The sequence below is a fragment of the Halocatena marina genome, assembly GCF_023276375.1.
In the GTDB taxonomy this organism is placed as follows: Archaea; Halobacteriota; Halobacteria; order Halobacteriales; family Haloarculaceae; genus Halocatena; species Halocatena marina.
The window spans coordinates 2,040,706-2,058,651 of record NZ_JALLPK010000001.1; the positions used below are offsets into that span (position 1 = coordinate 2,040,706).

At 50.8% G+C, this 17,946-nt stretch carries 17 protein-coding genes; 13 read left to right on the forward strand and 4 right to left on the reverse strand.

All coding sequences use genetic code 11. The features are described 5' to 3' along the window. Positions 1-35 precede the first annotated feature (35 nt). Positions 36-1,157 (reverse strand): mandelate racemase/muconate lactonizing enzyme family protein, encoded by a 1,122-nt coding sequence (locus tag MW898_RS09115; protein ID WP_248906472.1) that lies wholly within the window; start codon positions 1,155-1,157, stop codon positions 36-38. A 280-nt stretch (positions 1,158-1,437) separates the two neighbouring features. Beyond that, positions 1,438-1,620: a hypothetical protein gene (locus MW898_RS09120; RefSeq protein ID WP_248906474.1), complete on the reverse strand. Its 183-nt coding sequence runs from the start codon at positions 1,618-1,620 to the stop codon at positions 1,438-1,440. Between the two features lie 115 nt (positions 1,621-1,735). On the opposite strand from MW898_RS09120, the gene MW898_RS09125 reads away from it, so the two are divergent. The 4 genes from MW898_RS09125 (at position 1,736) to MW898_RS09140 (ending at position 5,936) form a co-directional block, all read left to right on the forward strand. Continuing rightward, positions 1,736-2,560, forward strand: coding sequence for a helix-turn-helix transcriptional regulator (locus MW898_RS09125; protein WP_248906476.1), 825 nt, complete (start codon positions 1,736-1,738; stop codon positions 2,558-2,560). Positions 2,561-2,850: 290 nt separating this feature from the next. After that, positions 2,851-3,786: a LipP1 family hormone-sensitive lipase gene (lipP1, locus tag MW898_RS09130; protein ID WP_248906478.1), complete on the forward strand. Its 936-nt coding sequence runs from the start codon at positions 2,851-2,853 to the stop codon at positions 3,784-3,786. A 908-nt stretch (positions 3,787-4,694) separates the two neighbouring features. Further along, positions 4,695-5,123: a CopG family ribbon-helix-helix protein gene (locus MW898_RS09135; RefSeq protein WP_248906480.1), complete on the forward strand. Its 429-nt coding sequence runs from the start codon at positions 4,695-4,697 to the stop codon at positions 5,121-5,123. Between the two features lie 192 nt (positions 5,124-5,315). Next, complete coding sequence (locus MW898_RS09140; protein ID WP_248906482.1) at positions 5,316-5,936, forward strand: TetR/AcrR family transcriptional regulator; 621 nt, start codon at positions 5,316-5,318, stop codon at positions 5,934-5,936. Between the two features lie 57 nt (positions 5,937-5,993). Here MW898_RS09140 and MW898_RS09145 read toward each other — a convergent pair whose 3' ends face one another. Further along, positions 5,994-6,311 carry a hypothetical protein gene (locus MW898_RS09145; RefSeq protein WP_248906483.1) on the reverse strand — a complete coding sequence of 106 codons (318 nt, stop codon included), beginning with the start codon at positions 6,309-6,311 and terminating at the stop codon, positions 5,994-5,996. A 258-nt stretch (positions 6,312-6,569) separates the two neighbouring features. On the opposite strand from MW898_RS09145, the gene MW898_RS09150 reads away from it, so the two are divergent. From MW898_RS09150 to MW898_RS09190, 9 genes are all read left to right on the forward strand, one after another. Then, positions 6,570-7,199, forward strand: coding sequence for a TMEM175 family protein (locus MW898_RS09150; RefSeq protein WP_248906485.1), 630 nt, complete (start codon positions 6,570-6,572; stop codon positions 7,197-7,199). 152 nt (positions 7,200-7,351) lie between these two features. Beyond that, positions 7,352-8,581: a PQQ-binding-like beta-propeller repeat protein gene (locus MW898_RS09155; RefSeq protein WP_248906488.1), complete on the forward strand. Its 1,230-nt coding sequence runs from the start codon at positions 7,352-7,354 to the stop codon at positions 8,579-8,581. Next, complete coding sequence (locus MW898_RS09160) at positions 8,578-9,351, forward strand: hypothetical protein (RefSeq protein ID WP_248906490.1); 774 nt, start codon at positions 8,578-8,580, stop codon at positions 9,349-9,351. The genes MW898_RS09155 and MW898_RS09160 overlap by 4 nt, the downstream gene beginning before the upstream one ends. Before the next feature lie 299 nt (positions 9,352-9,650). Further along, on the forward strand, positions 9,651-10,355 hold the full coding sequence (locus tag MW898_RS09165; RefSeq protein ID WP_248906491.1) for an SDR family oxidoreductase: 705 nt from the start codon (positions 9,651-9,653) through the stop codon (positions 10,353-10,355). 266 nt (positions 10,356-10,621) lie between these two features. Continuing rightward, a complete protein-coding gene (locus MW898_RS09170) occupies positions 10,622-12,211 on the forward strand; it encodes a formate/nitrite transporter family protein (RefSeq protein WP_248906493.1) in 1,590 nt (529 codons plus the stop codon). Positions 12,212-12,306: 95 nt separating this feature from the next. Further along, positions 12,307-12,849, forward strand: coding sequence for a redoxin domain-containing protein (locus MW898_RS09175; RefSeq protein ID WP_248906495.1), 543 nt, complete (start codon positions 12,307-12,309; stop codon positions 12,847-12,849). A 176-nt stretch (positions 12,850-13,025) separates the two neighbouring features. Further along, on the forward strand, positions 13,026-13,859 hold the full coding sequence (locus tag MW898_RS09180) for a phosphoenolpyruvate hydrolase family protein (protein ID WP_248906497.1): 834 nt from the start codon (positions 13,026-13,028) through the stop codon (positions 13,857-13,859). A 1-nt stretch (position 13,860) separates the two neighbouring features. Beyond that, complete coding sequence (locus MW898_RS09185) at positions 13,861-14,289, forward strand: cupin domain-containing protein (protein ID WP_248906499.1); 429 nt, start codon at positions 13,861-13,863, stop codon at positions 14,287-14,289. Next, complete coding sequence (locus tag MW898_RS09190; protein WP_248906501.1) at positions 14,286-15,503, forward strand: Tm-1-like ATP-binding domain-containing protein; 1,218 nt, start codon at positions 14,286-14,288, stop codon at positions 15,501-15,503. Before MW898_RS09185 ends, MW898_RS09190 begins: the two co-directional genes overlap by 4 nt. 44 nt (positions 15,504-15,547) lie before the next feature. Here MW898_RS09190 and MW898_RS09195 read toward each other — a convergent pair whose 3' ends face one another. Further along, positions 15,548-16,312: a superoxide dismutase gene (locus MW898_RS09195; RefSeq protein ID WP_368409070.1), complete on the reverse strand. Its 765-nt coding sequence runs from the start codon at positions 16,310-16,312 to the stop codon at positions 15,548-15,550. Between the last annotated feature and the right edge of the window lie 1,634 nt (positions 16,313-17,946).

The following is a 17,946-nucleotide window of genomic DNA, read 5'->3' on the forward strand; positions in this document are numbered from 1 at the left end:
TAGGTGCGATTGAATTTCGAGTAGATGTCGGTCAGTCAGTCGATACGGTACTGTTCAACCTTCGTTTCGTCGACTGTGATTCCGAGTCCCGGACCGTCTGGAACCGGGTATGATCCATCATCGATCTCGAACGGTTCCTTGATGATGTGGTCTGCCCACGCGTAGTAGACGCTGTCCGGCGGGAGGTTGATACCGGGGGTGCTTCCGACGACGTGGAGCATTGCCGCTGTCTTGATACCAAGATCGAAGCCGCAGTGATGAGAGACCGATACGCCAGCCTTGGCAGCGAGCGCGGCCTGCTCTTGAACAGCGATGATACCACCGGCGGGAACGAGATCAACCACGGCGACATCAATCGCGTCCGCTTGGAGCAGATACCGCAGATTGCGGGGGAAGTACGTGTCCTCATTGACCGCGATGGGCGTTCGGAGTCGCTCACGAAGCTTCGCGTATGTGCCGTACGCGTCGATCCGTACTGGCTGTTCGAGATACTGGAGGAGGACACCTTTGTCTTCGAGTTGGGCTGCAGCCCGGACCGTATCCTCTGCTGTCCAGCCTTGGTTTGGATCGAGGCGGAACTCCATCTCGCCATTGACGGCATCGTGCATCGCTCTCAGGCGCTCTGTGTCTGCTCGCCAGTCGGGACCGGCCTTGGTTTTCAACGTCGAGAAACCAGACCCCATGGCTCGTCTCGCGTGCTCACGTGCTTCTTCGACCGGAAGGATACCGAGACAGAACGCTACCGGAACACGCTCTCTGACCGCGCCACCGAGTAGCTGATGGACGGGAACACCGAGGTTGTTGCCCAGTGCATCCCAGAGGGCAGTTTCGACAGCACCGAGAAACGGACGAACTTTGACGTATGGGAAGTAGAACTCCTCGATGAATCCCCTGATCGAATCGAGTTCGCGGCCGATGAGTTTTGGAGCGATAACATCCTCGATAACAGCGCGGGTCACCGCAGCGGACTTCATCGCTACGAGCATCTCGCCCCATCCCACTTGTTTCTCGTCGGTCTCTACTCTGATGAGCATTCGAGTGATCGACTCAACGCTGGCATGGTTGCTCACGTACGGTGCGAGACCGAACTCCGATTCTGATTCGAGGGGCAGGACATCCATCTCTACCGGGATGGCTTCTACGTTCCTGATCAGCATGGTCACCAATCACTACCCCTGTACAAAAAACTCAGTATCGATCGACCTGTTCTTTAGGAAGTAAGAGATCGAGGATATGTGAATGTAACACTACTCGACAATCGGCACCAATAACATCTCAACCATTATTAAATAATATTATATACAATGGTGTTGAATATACATAGTGTGGTTGCGAATTGACCAGTTGCGACACGACGCCAATTGCGAGATCAACGTCGAATCCAATCTTCGGCAGACATCTCACCGTACTCCCACCAGCGCGGGTGCGTGCTGTAGGTCAGATTCGACATGATCCGATGAGTGCCGTGATGGAGGCATGCTCACATCGAGCATTTCCGAACGACACCACAATCAGCACCCAACCTCGGCGCTGCACTGACGAACGGGCGGTGAACCAACAACCGGTGAACAACGACTGAACGAGCAGCGACAACACGACCGGTGCGGAATCGTAGATCATGCTCCACTCACGCGCTGAAATCACGATTTGACGCGTCTCACCGGCGAACCCCCGCCGCTTTCAGTAACGTCCTCCTCACAGAGCAGTCAAGAACCCAAAGAAGAGAAACACGATAATGTTCGATAACACAGAGATCTCACACGACCACATTCGATTTCTTTCTGTCTCTCCAGCCCGAATCCGTCTTCTCAGCTGTCTCGATGAGGCCCCACGGTGTCCGTGTGACCTCACGAGTGTGCTCTCCTTGTCTCGGCGTGGAATTCAGCGCAATCTCTCGGAGTTGGTCGAACGAGGATGGGCTAAGAAGACAGAAGGCGAATATCACCTCACGACGAGAGGAACGTTCATCACAAGGCAGTACAGCGATTTTCTTACGACGCTCGATATTATCGACGAATACGAGCCCTTTTTCACGCATCTTCCGGATTACGCGCACATTCCCAGCCCTCAATGGCTTCACGACGCAGAGATTGTCACAGCAACTGCTGATCATCCGTATGCACCGCTTAATGAGTACGTAAACTGTCTTCACACACACACAGGTTCGATCGAAACCGTGCGCAGCACACTTCCTGTCCTGAGCCGGTTCTACACCGATCTTCACAGGGAACTCTCAGAACGTGGCGTCGATACCGAGATTCTTCTTGATCAGGGGATAACCGACGTGTACCGAAACGAGAATCCGGAAAGTTTAGAGAATATGCTCTCTCTCGATACACTCACGCTGTACGAACACGACGAAAACATCGATTTCGGACTCACGCTCACAGATCGTCGTGGATTCATGGGAGCATACGATAGCCATGGCCAGCTACGAGCGTCGATTAAATGCACGAATCCCGAGTTTCTCGACTGGGCGATGGAACTCTATCAGCGCTATCGGCACGCCTCACGAGAGATTGAGCTGACAGAGACCGTCTCTGTTCGAGACGAATCCTGAGCTGATCTTCGATACAGATCACCGACATGCGATACCAACCCGCCTGAAAGAGCAATAGTAGTCATCCTGACTCGACGAGCAATCACTCGAATGAAGCGGAAAACTACAATCCGCAGAAGACGACCGTACGAGCGGATTCTACTTATGCACCCGTGTATACGAGGAAGCGACTTCATGAGATCAGAAACGGTTGTGTTGCATATGGAACATAAGCCGGCAACAAAAGACGGTTCCGATCAACAGTGTGTGAAAACCGATGTGACCAGCATTCTCGTAGACGGTGAGTCCTCATGAGGAAAACACTCGATCCGCAGGCGGAGGTACTGCTCGAACTCTTGAATGACTACGACATTTCGTTATCGGGTGATAGTATTTCAGAATCTCGTCAGCAGCTCGAAACGATGGTTGGTCTTGCTGGTGAGGATCCTGTCTCAGTGGGTGAAGTTTCAGACTTCACAATCGATATCGAAAACAGAGAGGTACCAGCACGGGCGTATGTCCCTGAGGGTGAGGGACCATTTCCGACGGTGGCCTTTTTCCACGGAGGGGGGTTTGTGCTTGGAAGCATCGATACGCACGACAACCTCTGTCGACTTCTGGCAAAGCGTGCAGGCTGTCTCGTTGTTTCAGTCGGCTACCGACTCGCACCAGAACATCCGTGGCCAGCAGCGCTTATGGACTGTTACGACGCGACACTGTGGCTCTCGCGCAACGCTGATCGATTCTCGGGCAGCGATCGGGTGGCGGTCGCAGGCGACAGCGCAGGCGGGAACCTCGCGGCAACCGTCTCACTACTGGCCCGCGAACGTGGAATGCCCAATATCGACCGGCAGTTACTCCTCTATCCAGCAACCGCGTATCTCGAACCGATGACATCACGCGCTGAGAATGCATCAGGATATTTCCTCACTGCCGAAGACCTCATCTGGTTTATGAAACAGTACATCGAGGATACACTCGACGCACACAACCCGCTCGCATTCCCCCTTCAAGCTCGCAGTCTCTCAGAGCTTCCGCCAGCGTTCGTCTTGACGTGCGGCTTCGATCCACTCCGAGATGAGGGTACCGCGTATGCCGACCGTCTCCGCGAGCACGGGGTCAGCGTCGAACACACCAACTACGAATCAATGATCCACGGCTTTCTCAATATGGAGGCAATTATCGATCGTACCTACGATGGCGTCGACGAGATCGCTGCGTATCTCCAGCGTGAGCTCGTCCAGTAACGAGTCATATATCGACGTTATCGGTCCTGCTGGTCTGTCTATAACAGCTGTCATATTCAGTCAGAAACCGGTGTGAATAATGACGAACCGACATATCGGTGGGACGATAAAGCATCTGATCTTTGATTGTCGAATATTCTAGCAAATGTCTACGCTACAGCTTATAGAGGCGTGATTACATATAGACAACAATCCAAAATGAAGCAGACGGTTCTGATATCAATTCACTGACCAACATTCATCAATATTCGTACTGGAAGTAATACATAGTAGTTGTTATTAATTCATGGAATTGTTGGCCAGAATCAGAAACAAGCCCACGGCTCACTGACTCATCACCAACGATTACGGTTTTCAACATAATGAAGAACGATATGAATTTTGGCTATCATTGTTTGATTATCGATTGAAAATTTAATTTATTGTACTATCAGGACATTCGATCGAGACAGTGATATCGATCAAGATGTAGCACAAAGCGGGCATTCGATATCACCAAACCTCCAGTAATAGCGGTTATCGAAATCGATACATACGACTGTAGAGAAGTAGAACTGTTATATTTGATGGACAACGTACGAGTTTCTCTTGACTCAATAAGTGTATTTATTTCTGTACAAATCCAATATTGTATCGGCCGTTCTTCAGAACTATGGACTTCCCAATACATCATGGCCAGTACTATTCATACATATCGATTCTCGAAGTGGGTGCGAACGATCGCGTTGTTAGACCATCAAGCAAAATTTGTCTTCGAATGGAGACCAACGAGAGTGCAGCATTACTTACACAGATTTGGGTGATATTTACAGTAGCCCCGTGAGACAGCTACTCAGAGTAGTTATGCCATCCTGTCGGATGAAATAGAAATGCCAAAGCCTAATAGTTTAACGCACCCAAGTTAATATATGACTGTCGTGAGTGTTTCGATGCCAGATAGTCTCCTTGAGAGATTGGACCAATTCTCAGAAGAGCACGGATACACTGGTCGAAGTGAAGTTATCCGTGAAGCGAGTCGTAATCTTCTCGGCGAGTTTCAGGACAAAAAGCTCGAAGACCGAGAACTGATGGGAATCGTTACGGTCATGTTCAACTACGAGACGACCAACGTCGAAGAAAAGATGATGCGACTCCGTCACGAGCACGAAGGGATTGTCGCATCAAACTTCCATAGCCACGTTGGAAATCACTACTGCATGGAGCTATTCGTCCTCGAAGGCTCCCTCGATTCGATCTCTGCGTTCGTTGGAAAGATACGGGCAACGAAGGACACGCTCAACATCGATTACTCTGTTATGCCTGTTGATGACTTCGGCCCGTTGGCGGAAGTCAGCTGAGTCCCGAAGTAGCCCATCGTATTGAGCGCGAAACCAGTCGCCTCGATTCATGACGTGCGAAATGGGCTCCCGAAGGCATTTTTGGGATCGGAGTAGTGTCCGACAAAGGGGATAGGTTAGTTTAGCGGATCAACTCAGAGAGCCCCGCTACATCCGAATCCTTTTCAAGAACAATTAAATATTCATTCACTAATGGCTGATGAACGCTCGTTCCTCGACAGTCCAGAGGGCACACGAGAGGAGATCATGAACGCGACCTATCACGCGTTGTGTGAGCACGGGTACGCCGATCTCACGATTCAGCGAATCGGTGATCAATTCGAGAAGAGTAAGTCGTTGCTGTATCACCACTACGACGGCAAAGACGAACTCTTGTTCGATTTTCTCGATTTTATGCTCGAAGAGCTGGAAACATCTGTCCCAGAGACAATCGAAGAAGATGCCAAAACCCATCTCAATGTGATTTTCGATAAAGTATTTGCTTGTGAGAGAACAGAAGAAAAACGTGAATTCGAAGCGGCGATGGTCGAACTCCGCGCACAAGCCGCACACGACGACCGATACCGAGAGTACTTCACGCAACACGATCGATTCATCGAAAATCATCTCTCCCACGTTATCGAGGTTGGTATCGCGGACGGTGATTTCCGGGATGTTGACCCAGAGCGCGTTGCTCCGTTCATCCGAACGATTATTGACGGCGTTCGAATCAATCGCTCAACGTCTAACGTAGGAGTCACTCGTTCCGTTCGATCAGAACTCGATAGCTACATCGAATCTACGCTCTGTATCGACGACGAAAATAAGCAATAGCAGTAGGAACGACGACGGATAATCGTAACGGGACATCATCCTTCGTCGCCTGGAACCTCACGATCTGTGACACGAAAGTGTTCGACTTGCAAGCATCGAGTACGTCGTTTCATCGACCGTCGCCAGTTCGTTCACAGAGCGTCCGCTCACGGTCATCTCGTCCTTTTCAGCCGCCACGAACTGCTGTCGTTGCATCGGAGAGTGAAACACCCGATACAGATCCTTTCCTGTGTAGGTATTGTCACTGGCCGCCATTGCTAACAGCGTCGTTCGAGCGACGGCCTCCAGTTCAATACCCCAATCACCCTCGGAACGGAGTGCTATGATCCACGCATCGATTTCATCGGCATTGATCTCTCGGCTCCAAATCAACATCCACCGACCGTATAGGATATCGAACAATATATTTCTTTCTAGTATTTATTAATTGGAACGTATTGTATGCCACGTATCGAAGTGTGACATCCGTACTCTGGTAGACATTCGAACAAGGATGATCGAACGACGACGAACCGACTGAGGAGTTTTGTCTTGCACATATTACGATCGGACAATCGGTGTGAGTGTGAAACTGATGAAAAGCTCTCAATGACGAAGTACGCGTTATTTTCTCGGTTCGTATGAGGGCATACGATGGATCGTTTGAAAACAGAGCAGGGTGAAGATGTGAGTCGTATTACTGCCTTGAGTGATGGTCTGTTCGCCATTGTTCTCACACTTGTCATTCTTCAGTTTGAAGTTCCAAATATCCCGTCAAGTCAAGCGACTACCGAACTGCCTGCGTGGCTTTCCGGACTGTACGTGTTGTTTTTTAATTATATACTCAGTTTTGTCGTCGTCGAATTGTATTGGGTTGTACACCACACTCTCTTTCAACACATCGTCAAACACGACCGAGTCCGACTCTATTTGAATCTGCTATTCTTGCTCTCCGTATCTTTCCTTCCGTTCCCGACAGAGCTGTTAGGAACGTACGGAACGCGGCTCACGTGGGCACTCTATGCGCTCAATTTGACAATTGTCGGTCTTCTCATGACTTCCGTCTGGTGGTATGCCGCCACTCAAGATCTCATAACCGAAGAGATGCACAACCGAATAGCTAAACTCATCACTCTTCGTGGACTTATCGCTCCAGTAGTATTTCTTCTATCTATCGCTGTCAGTTCTGTGAGCCTCACACTGGCCTACTTCACCCCGCTGTTGATCGTTCCGCTCCAGATCATGTGGGTGTGGATACACCAACTGTCGAGTCGACCGTTCTAATTACAGAGAGAAAATAAATCATTATTCTCGTACCAGCCTTCAATAATTTAATATTTGATTCACACGACGACCCATCGTTCTCTTCAACCTCTATTCGATCGGCCTGACAATAGCACCAACAAATACTTACATCCAAATGAAAATCGTTCCATATGGTCCCCGACATATCTCGGCGGCGTGTTCTTACATCCACAGGAGCCGCCGCTGGCTTACTCCCCATCGGAACGTTGCTTTCTGACCGACGCTCAGAATCGGAGAGGCAACGTCAATCGAGTGATTGGCCGATGGAACGACACGATCCCGCCGGCACCGGTTACGCTCCCAACGCTAGCGGTCCAAAGCATGCTGTCAGTGTCCGGTGGAAGCAACGGATTGAGACAAGTCTTGGAGCTGGATATAAGCCAACACCCATCGTTGCGGATGGACTCGTCTATGGGGCCGGTCAACAGCTCATCTGCGCCGACACTGCGAGTGGAGAGACGGTGTTTCGGACAGATCGTAATTACAATAGTCCACCGACGATCGCGCGATCCCGGGCGTACCGATCACCGACACTTGCATTTTCGACCCCACGTGGGGCGGAGGGACTACACGCCCACGGTGATCAAGCACTCGCCGGCGTGCCCGTTGGAAGAACTCGGTGGTCAGTTGGAGACGAGAAAGAACATTCGTTGTTGTTCGGTGGACAACCATCGGTGTCAATCCCTGTTGCGTCCAACGGGATTGTGTTCGTCATCAGCAACGACACCCTTCATGCGATCGATGCGAGCAGCGGCCGTGTCCGATGGCAGAGGGAGGGTGATGGGCGTCGACCCGCGGTACGAAACGGGACGGTTTATGTCACAGATTACAGCAAGGGAGTATTTGGATACGATATTGAGACAGGCAAACAGACGTTTTCGGCGACGCCTTCGCACGGAGCGCTCTCTGTCACTGCTGCTCCCACCCTCCTGATAGCAGACATGGACAGCAGACTAATCGGCCTTGACTATGAGGGGACGACCGTTTGGCGATACAACCCAGCGGATCTTTCGCGCGATGGGGGTCCCATCGCTGTCGCAGACGGCGTCGCGTACGCTGGATTCAATGGAAACAGACGAAGTCCCCTCGTTGCGATCGATACTGTGGACGGAACCGAGCGGTGGCGCAGCGACGTCTCGATAGAATCGACCCCGCAGTTTGCTCCCCCAGCAATCGCCGATGGCGTTATCTACATACCTGTAGAAGATGAGGGACTCACGGCTATCGATACTAGAGACGGATCTGTCCTGTGGCAGTTTGTGCCATCCGATCGTGCGGGTCCGGGCTCGCCAGCGGCACTCGCTGACGGAACCCTGTACACGCTCGGTTCTGACCATCTCTACGCGCTCGAAGAAGCATGAGCGAGGAACGTCCCAGCGACCAAATCAACGGTCGTCCAGAACCAACTCCACGTTCGGCATTCATCCTCGTATCCGAGGCCGTTCGTCGTCTCCGAACAAATCCATCCGTTGTGTTCGCCATGCTCGCCGCAGGGGTAGTCGTTGCCGGTGTCGATTGGTTACGATTACACGATCCCGTTCCGACGACCGGATTCGTTGGCATACAGGACGGCCGCTTTGTCGTCTCGTTCGATGTCGTGATCACTGTTCTTTCGCAAACGACTGTCCCCCTATCTTCGCTCATAGAGCTGAAACTCCCGTGGCTCGTGTGGTCGGTCGGGATAGATCTGCTTGGACTTGCCGTCGTAGTCGGTGCCGGAGCGTACGCACTCGCACGGCTACTCGATGTTCCCCTCACAGCGTCAGCTACGCTCCAGTATGCGGTGGCCGTCTTCTTCTTAGAGGGTATCATCGGACAGTTCCAGTTCGAGAATGTTACGATTGTCGTCGCAATTCCACTGGTTGTCGTCGTCTTCTTCCTCGCGGTGCGTCTGTTTGCCGTCCCAGGTCTCCTGATTGCTGATTTTGGTAGCAGCGCATTTCGACAGAGCTGGGAACGTACTCGGGGTAACGGTTGGTCGCTGTTCTACCTTGTTCTCCTCATCGGTGGAGCGAATCATCTGCTTGCGAGCGTGCCGCTGTTCGGACCGATAGGCAGCGCGCTCGTGGGGGCACTCCATGCTGGTACTGTTGCCAGCTTCTTAGAACAACGCCGGATGATGAATCGATAGCCTCCTACCAACGTTCGCTGTAGACGCCTTTCTCAACACCGACGATCGTGGCTCAATGTCTATCGATACCGACATAGGTTCATCTATAAACCATAGTCAGTGTTTTCATTAAGGTGATTGCGCTCACGAATCCAATTTTCGTCCGCGAACCGTGGCCGTAGGATACTGAGGTCCATCTACACGGTGAAATTTCTCGAAGACAAACACATTCATTGGATGGTGCGATAGCGAGCAGCATTCTTTGCTCAGCGTGTGTTGTGACTCCAACGATTTATTCGGTCAGCTGTCGTTTCCCGAATATGGACTCGGAAAAAGTTGCTGTGGTAACTGCAGCAGGACGTGGCATCGGTAAAGCATGTGCTCAACGACTGGCAGCAGCGGGCTACATTCCTGTCTTATTATCGAAGTCGGGGACCGCAGTCGATGTTGCAGACGATCTCGGTGGGGTTGGATTCGAGGGATCTGTGACAGACACCGACGATCTGACGGCACTAATCGAAGCTGCGTACGAACGGTATGGGCGCATCGACGCACTGGTGAACAACACGGGACATCCAGCTACTGGTGACCTTCTCGAAATTTCCGATGAAGAGTGGCACGAAGGGCTGGATCTCGTCTTGCTGAACGCAGTCCGCACCGCACGGATGGTTACCCCAATTATGCAAGAGCAAGGCCACGGCTCTATCGTGAATATTTCCACATTCTCAGCGTACGAGCCGAGCATGGATTTCCCAGTTTCATCGGTCCTCCGCGCTGGTCTCGGGAGTTTTACGAAGCTGTTCGCTGACCACTACGCTGCAGACGGAATCCGAATGAATGCTGTGCTGCCAGGGTTTGTCGATAGCTACGATGTAGACGACGAGACGAAACAGAAAATTCCGATGAACCGACCAGCAAAGACGACGGAAATTGCTGATGCCGTCGCGTATCTCCTCTCCCCTACAGCGAGCTACATTACAGGTCAGAATATCCGTGTGGATGGTGGACTCACGAACTCCGTTTGACCCCAATCTATTCAAACGCAAAGTATACTGTAGAGACATCCTTAATTTATTGTCTATCATAAGTAGATTGCTGTCGACAGAGTTATTCGGCTACTTTGCGAATAAAGTCACGAGGAATTGTCTTCACTATCCCACTCTCGAAGGGCGTACTGCAAAACGAAGGAGACGCTAGATTCGGGAGCTGAATTCCCCCTAGTACTGTTTCCTTTGTGTTTGCGTCGTTCCGAACTGTCTCGCCGTTACCGGCGATGAGGTGAATCGATTACATGAGTCAGACCGAGACCGCCACGCTTACGCGCTCAGTCAGTGACCGCGACCATATTCGTGGATCAGATGACGCACCAGTAACACTCGTCCAGTACAGTGATTATGAATGTCCGTACTGTGGTGATATCTATCCCATTGTACGTCGTATTCAGAATCGGCTTGGTAACCGACTCCGGTACGTATTCCGGAATTTCCCTCTTACACAGCAACATCCGTACGCTCAGCAGGCAGCGGAAGCGGCCGAGGCTGCGAGCGCACAAGGCAAGTTCTGGGAGATGCATGACCTTCTCTATCAGAATCAAAACGCGCTCCGTCGATCGGACCTCATTCGCTATGCTTCGGAACTCGATTTAGATACTGATCGGTTCGTGGACGAACTTGATGCTGGAACGCACACACAACGTGTCAGAGACGACTTCCTGAGCGGTATTCACAGCGGCGTAAATGGTTCACCGACGTTCTATATCAACGGAGAGCGCTACGACGGTCCGCTTGAATTCGAGCCCCTACTCGCTGCACTCGCTGATGCGGGGAATCTCGTCGACATCCAGCGCTCGACCCAACAGGAAAATCAAGAACTTCGGGAAACCATCGATCGTTCTCGTCGAGGCGCGCCAGCCGCTGGAGAAGCCGTCCGGGATATGTTTTCCGCAGACGAGATCTTCCAACGGGTAACAGCAACCGCAGACGAAGAGGTCGAACGAAGTACGCGATTGCTGTTTTTCAGTGGACTCGCTGCTGGCCTCAGTGTCGGGGCCACGTTCCTCGCACGCTCGGCCCTGACCTCGGTCAATCCAGCGGATGCAACGGTGACTGGAAATCTGCTCTACCCGATCGGATTCATTATTATCGTTCTCGGGAGCTATCAACTGTTTACCGAAAATACTCTCACTCCCGTAACGCTCGTTTTGACGCGGCTTGCGAGCATTCCACAGCTACTCCGCCTCTGGACGATCGTTCTCGCTGCGAACGTTATCGGTGCGGGAATCGTAGCGTATCTCCTTGCGACGACAAGCACCCTCGATCCAGCTGCTGTCGAAGCGGCCAGCCAGTTCGGCGAACACGCGCTGAGCGTCTCGTGGATGGGGCTATTCTATAAGGGTGTGTTCGCCGGCGGGCTCGTCGCAACGATGGTGTGGCTGGGCCACGCAGCACGGGATACCCTCACCCGGTTCCTTGTCGTCTATATAATCATGTTCACAATCCCTGCTGCGGATCTCTTCCATTGTGTTGTCGGTGCCTGTGAAGTTCTCTTTCTCGTATTCGCCGGCGAAGCGAGCTTGCTGACAGCATTGTTCGGATTCTTCGTCCCAGTCGTTATCGGCAATACCGTCGGAGGTGTCGTATTCGTCGGGCTTGTCAACTTCAGTATGACCGAAAACCGGCGGTTCCCTGAACGAAATCGTCGCCGACTCGAACTATCGTGGGGCGAGTGGCTCTTTGGAACCCGTCTGTCGGAGCTATACAAATCGAAACGGCGGCGGAGATCTACGACAGCCTCATCAACGCCAGCCTCCCTGACCGGGACTACAACCACCGAGGAACGCGACAGCGACATCGACGAACGAACGAACGACACCACTGACTAATTACTGCCTTTCGAATTTCAAAACAGCAACGGTAGCTATTTCACAATAATTGATATACACAGTAATGTCGTACATCCTCTGGAAGATCACACACTATGCACGCAGATCCATATCAACGGAATTTCACCATCTGTGGTCCGGCTAAGGCTGACTGTGAAGGCACTCAGCATCCAGAGAACGCCCGTGCGGTTGGAGCGTCCGCACCAGGATTCACGCTGTATTCGAGCCCGAATCAGACGGTCTCGTTGAGCGATTATCGCGGTCAACCCGTGATTCTCGCGTTTTATCCCGCAGATTGGAGCCCAGTGTGTGGAAGCCAAATGGCACTGTACAACGAACTTCTTCCAGAGTTCCAGCGATACGATGCACAGCTCTTTGGGATTTCGGTAGACAGTGTTTGGTGTCATACTGCATTCGCTGACGATCACACGCTTCAATTCCCCTTGTTGGCTGATTTCGAACCCAAAGGCGAGGTAGCACGATCCTACGGCGTCTACCGTCCAGAAGACGGAACATCCGAGCGAGCCCTATTCGTGCTCGATACCGAGGGCATGATACAGTGGAATCACGTCGCACCCATCGATGTGAATCCAGGAGCAGATGGAGTCTTGAATGCGCTCGAAGAGATTGAAACATAATTAGTGAGCATGAACTATTCGAGTCGGTCGAGAAATTCGAAAGGACAACCAGCAAAGCGTACAAATGTGTCCGTGACAATGACTGTGAACTCACATTGTTTGGTGAAGGGCAGGGGAATCAGTCCGTGAACGCTGGAAAATACTAAGCTACTGGCAGTTGTTGGTTAGGCGTACCAATGCACTACAGCCGCGAGGAGTCACTGGCACGACTCACGGAGACAGTTGAACAAGGACAGCCAATCATCGGTGCCGGTGCAGGCACCGGAATCTCGGCGAAGTTCGCCGAGCGTGGGGGGATCGATCTGTTGATCATTTACAATTCAGGTCGCTACCGGATGGACGGGCGTGGGTCGCTGGCCGGTCTCCTCCCATATGGCGACGCCAACAAAATTGTCCTTGAGATGGGTCACGAGGTGCTTCCTGTCGTCGAGGACACTCCTGTTCTGGCTGGCGTCAATGGGACGGACCCGTTTCGAGAGATGAGCGTGTTCATCGAAGATCTCAAACGTCGGGGATTCTCGGGTGTGCAAAACTTTCCCACAGTAGGGTTGATCGACGAAGAGAGTCAGTTCCGTCAAAACCTCGAAGAGACCGGGATGGGCTACGCCAAGGAGATCGAGATGATTCGAGAGGCTGCAGATCAAGGAATGCTCACGTGTCCATACGTGTTCACCGAGGAACACGCCCGCGATATGGCCGAGGCGGGAGCCGACCTCATCGTCTCACATATGGGATTAACGACGTCGGGTGACATTGGTGCTGAGACGGCTCTAACCCTCGAAACGGCTGCAGAACGCGTCCAATCACATCATAATGCTGCCAAAGAGATCAACGAAGATGTCAAAGTGATCTGTCACGGTGGTCCGATCGCGTGGCCGGACGACGCCGAGTTTGTCCTCAATAACACAGAGGGTGTCGTCGGATTCTTCGGTGCCTCCAGCATCGAGCGACTCCCGACCGAGGAGGCGATCGAAAATCAAGCCCGCGATTTCAAACACATCGATATCTGACATGGTTGAAAATTTCATCGAGCCAGACGATGTCGAAAGCCAGCTGTTCGATTGGGGTGTTCTCAAGTGGATGAATACGCCCGAAATCACAGGGAGTGAGCGACTTAGCGCCGGTATCGTTAAACTCGAACCTGGCAAAGGTCACGAACGACACACCCACCCGGACAGTGATGAGATACTCTATGTCATCCGTGGCGAGGGCGAACAGGAAGTTGCGGATACGACCCGCGATATCGAGACGGGAGAGATGGTGTTCATTCCGGAAGGTGTCGAACACGGGACGCTCAATACTGGCTGGGAGCCGCTTATCCTCTTAGCCGTCTATGCACCTCCTGGTCCCGAAGCAGTCCTGCAGGATCTGCCCGAATGCGAAATCATTCCTCCCGGAGAGATACCGACAGCGGAGAACACGACGAGTGATGAGAAATGAGCATCGTCATTATCGGTACACTCGATACGAAAAGTGAAGAGATCGGATTCGCCCGTGATGTGATCGAAGCACAAGATGGTGAAGTTCACATCATCGATGCAGGTGTGTTGGGTGAACCTGAATTCGCTCCAGATACCACTGCCGACGAAGTTGCCGAAGCTGGCGGTACAAGCATTGAGTCCCTTCGCGAAGACGGCGCTCGTGGTGACGCGGTAGATGTAATGGGGCGTGGAGCTGCTGAGATCGCACAGCAACTTCACAAAGAAGGTGTCCTGTCGGGTGTTCTCGGGCTCGGTGGATCGGGAAACACCTCTATCGCCACGACTGCGATGAGAGCGCTTCCTGTTGGCATCCCAAAGCTGGTGGTTTCGACGATGGCGTCGGGTGATGTCGAACCCTATGTTGGTGTTAAAGATATCACGATGATGTACTCGGTCGCAGATATCGAAGGGCTCAATCGGCTCTCACGACGCATCATCGCGAATGCAGCGCTAGCAATGGTCGGTATGGTTGAGACGGATGTCGATATGGAGATTGACAAAAAACCGACCATTGCCATTACGATGTTCGGTGTCACGACACCTTGCGTTCGAAGAGCACGCGAATATCTCGAAGATCACGGCTATGAGACCATCGTCTTCCACGCAACCGGTACCGGAGGACAGGCCATGGAGGAATTGGTCCGAGAGGGTGTCATCGATGGCGTACTCGATGTGACGACGACCGAATGGGCTGACCAACACGTCGGCGGCATACTCAACGCCGGACCGGACCGATTGAGCGCTCCCGGTGAAGTTGGAATCCCTCACGTAGTCTCAACCGGTGCACTCGATATGGTGAACTTCGGACCGCCCGAGTCCGTTCCCGACGAATTTTCGGATCGGACGTTCTATCAACACAATCCGCAGGTGACGCTGATGCGGACAACGCCCGAAGAAACCGCTGCAATCGGGACGATCATCGCGGAGAAACTCAATGAAGCAACAGGGCCTACCGCAGTATATCTCCCCTTGAATGGTATCTCAATACTCGATATCGAGGGAGGGGAGTTCAACGATCCTGCTGCCGACGAAGCGCTGTTCGAGGCAATCAGAGAAACCCGCAACGATGATATCGAACTTGTCGAAATGGAAACCGACATCAACGACGACGCGTTCGCAGTAGCGCTTGCCAAAGCGGTGGACGAACTCGTCCGTGAATCAGACTCCACTTGAGTGATTTCTCGGTTCGTCCTAATCGGAATCTTCGTGGATGAAGATCAGCAATCGTATTGATCGAAAATTTCACACGATGTTATAGCTTCGTATCGGGACGCAACAGCGTCCCAGTCAACGACGTTCCAGAACGCATCGACGTAGTCACCACGGTTGTTCGTGTATTGGAGATAGTAGGCGTGTTCCCACACATCAAGAACGAGCAACGGTGTCGCACCTTGGACAGCAAGATCGTTGTGGTCCTCGGCTTGCGTTACGAGCAACTGGTCGGCTAGGTGGTCATACACGAGCATTCCCCAACCAGAGTCTTCCACATTTTTTGCAGCTGCGGAAAATTCTCCGATTGCACTATCCACGGAGCCGAAGTCGTGAGCGAGCGCCTCAGCGAATGCACCGGACGGCGTACCGCCACCTGTCGGCGACAGAGATTCCCAAAAGATCGAATGGAGAATATGACCCGAAAGGTTGAACGAGAGATCTCGTTTCACAGGCTTGATCTGGTCGAACGTTCCCTCTTTTCGCATCTCCACAAGCTGACTCAAAGCCGAGTTTGCTCCATCGACATAGCCCTGATGATGTTCGTCGTGGTGGAGCCGCATGATCTTCTCATCGATGTGTGGTTCAAGCGCATCGTATGCATATGGTAGCTCTGGAAGTGCGTATTTGTCATTCATATCTGATTTATTCGTACTCGCGGCGAATGCGTCCGACGTTCCAATGGTTGTAAGTCCTGCAGTGACCCCTAATAACTGCAGAACGGTTCGTCGAGTCGGTGCTACATCTTCTGTCAACACAGGATCATTGTTCATTTGGTGTACAGTGCCAGCATCAATCGGCAACGGTAAAAAAGATGTTATCAACCAACCGTATGTTACTAGAACGTAATACGCTACCGTTTCATTTTGCTTACATACTATATTTCACAAATGTTGAATAGTTGACTGAAAGAAGTAGTATCTTAGCTGAAAATATTCAAAATGATTTTCCCACAACTCCAGCAGCATAACAGAAACTTAACAAAAAATATTCTGACAGACTAAATGCAGCTATGATCGGGTATCCAGAAGTGTAGCTATTGTGAACTATAACACTATACGAGTGACGTACCACCGTCTGAAATATGGATTAAACCCGATCTATGCTACAATCGAATTATAAGACAATCAACAATAGCAGCTATATCGAGTTGATTTTATCGTATAATATTTTCCACTTCAAAACACGCTAGGATTGATAACTACATAGATAAACGCCATTCTTCAGCTTTGCCTGATCAACAAATGAGTCATTACTTCTCTCTGTTAAAATATGTTATGATATTATTTTTACTGATTTTTAATGATTTTTCTAGTCGGCAATGAGGGTGTTTCTCTTCCAATGAGTAATTACAGATTACAACAGTAATGATGTAATGTCCACCATTACCTGCTGAGGGGGATTAAGACAGGCTAGTAATTGAGAAAGCGATCAAATCCATCCATACAGCGATTTTTTCATAGACACGTTTCTCTAGAGAATCGTTATAATACATGATCCGACAGCAGTATGTTTTTCATCTACTTATTTGAGTCCTGTGTAGATAACGAGTGATTCAATGAGACACTGGTTTGTGAGGTTCCTGAAGGTATATCGATCTCCGAATGATACGAAAGTGTATAGCTTGATCTATTAATCAGAGTTTATTGCATTTTATTTTGTCACATACACTCCAACATATCTAGTGGTTAGAGACGATTGTTGATCTTCACTAATCCGTAGGTTCCCATATTACCAACTAACGTCTAGTTACGAATGCCAATCATCCAGTATGTCAACTATCACCACACAAATTCAATATTGAAATGAAACCTCCATCCTCGGACCTCAAACAAATGAAGTCAGATCACTGACCATTGGATCCGTCTGTAATTAGAATATTACAGATCTCAAATGTTCCGTAATTACCAGTACAGAGGTCGAATGAACTCCGTAGAAGACATTTTTTTAATATGTCAATATCTATACTATGCTAGGGTATTTCCAAATAAAATCCCTCACGAATATCCAGAGTTAGAAATTATTACCTACTCAACTCAAAGTCACTTATTGACACATAGTATGCGATATTCGATTGGTAGATGAGCACCAGTTACTTTCTCAATCAAAACCACCATCATTCCTACACCATCTCAGAATAGCTATGAGGCAGTACAACGAATGGCATCGTATTCATTCACTCTTAACCGTGTTGCAGCAGGAATCATAGTGATACATCGAAACTCTGAGTTTTGTATCAGTCGACAAATCCAACGTCGAAAATAGTTTTACTATTGTTTGTAGAGAGGCAGTATCGTTCAGGATCTAATGATAACCGTATCCAAGAGTACTGCGAAGAAATGATTGAATCGTTCTATTTTATTCTCGATATCGGGTGGTTTTTTCTGAGGCTTACTCTATCAGGTAT

Excerpts from the sequence above, each read along its gene's own strand:
- MW898_RS09115 (WP_248906472.1), bottom strand. The coding sequence starts at position 1,157 with ATGCTGATCAGGAACGTAGAAGCCATCCCGGTAGAGATGGATGTCCTG.
- MW898_RS09120 (WP_248906474.1), bottom strand. The coding sequence starts at position 1,620 with ATGATCTACGATTCCGCACCGGTCGTGTTGTCGCTGCTCGTTCAGTCG.
- MW898_RS09125 (WP_248906476.1), top strand. The coding sequence starts at position 1,736 with ATGTTCGATAACACAGAGATCTCACACGACCACATTCGATTTCTTTCT.
- lipP1 (WP_248906478.1), top strand. The coding sequence starts at position 2,851 with ATGAGGAAAACACTCGATCCGCAGGCGGAGGTACTGCTCGAACTCTTG.
- MW898_RS09135 (WP_248906480.1), top strand. The coding sequence starts at position 4,695 with ATGACTGTCGTGAGTGTTTCGATGCCAGATAGTCTCCTTGAGAGATTG.
- MW898_RS09140 (WP_248906482.1), top strand. The coding sequence starts at position 5,316 with ATGGCTGATGAACGCTCGTTCCTCGACAGTCCAGAGGGCACACGAGAG.
- MW898_RS09145 (WP_248906483.1), bottom strand. The coding sequence starts at position 6,311 with ATGTTGATTTGGAGCCGAGAGATCAATGCCGATGAAATCGATGCGTGG.
- MW898_RS09150 (WP_248906485.1), top strand. The coding sequence starts at position 6,570 with ATGGATCGTTTGAAAACAGAGCAGGGTGAAGATGTGAGTCGTATTACT.
- MW898_RS09155 (WP_248906488.1), top strand. The coding sequence starts at position 7,352 with ATGGTCCCCGACATATCTCGGCGGCGTGTTCTTACATCCACAGGAGCC.
- MW898_RS09160 (WP_248906490.1), top strand. The coding sequence starts at position 8,578 with ATGAGCGAGGAACGTCCCAGCGACCAAATCAACGGTCGTCCAGAACCA.
- MW898_RS09165 (WP_248906491.1), top strand. The coding sequence starts at position 9,651 with ATGGACTCGGAAAAAGTTGCTGTGGTAACTGCAGCAGGACGTGGCATC.
- MW898_RS09170 (WP_248906493.1), top strand. The coding sequence starts at position 10,622 with ATGAGTCAGACCGAGACCGCCACGCTTACGCGCTCAGTCAGTGACCGC.
- MW898_RS09175 (WP_248906495.1), top strand. The coding sequence starts at position 12,307 with ATGCACGCAGATCCATATCAACGGAATTTCACCATCTGTGGTCCGGCT.
- MW898_RS09180 (WP_248906497.1), top strand. The coding sequence starts at position 13,026 with ATGCACTACAGCCGCGAGGAGTCACTGGCACGACTCACGGAGACAGTT.
- MW898_RS09185 (WP_248906499.1), top strand. The coding sequence starts at position 13,861 with ATGGTTGAAAATTTCATCGAGCCAGACGATGTCGAAAGCCAGCTGTTC.
- MW898_RS09190 (WP_248906501.1), top strand. The coding sequence starts at position 14,286 with ATGAGCATCGTCATTATCGGTACACTCGATACGAAAAGTGAAGAGATC.
- MW898_RS09195 (WP_368409070.1), bottom strand. The coding sequence starts at position 16,312 with ATGAACAATGATCCTGTGTTGACAGAAGATGTAGCACCGACTCGACGA.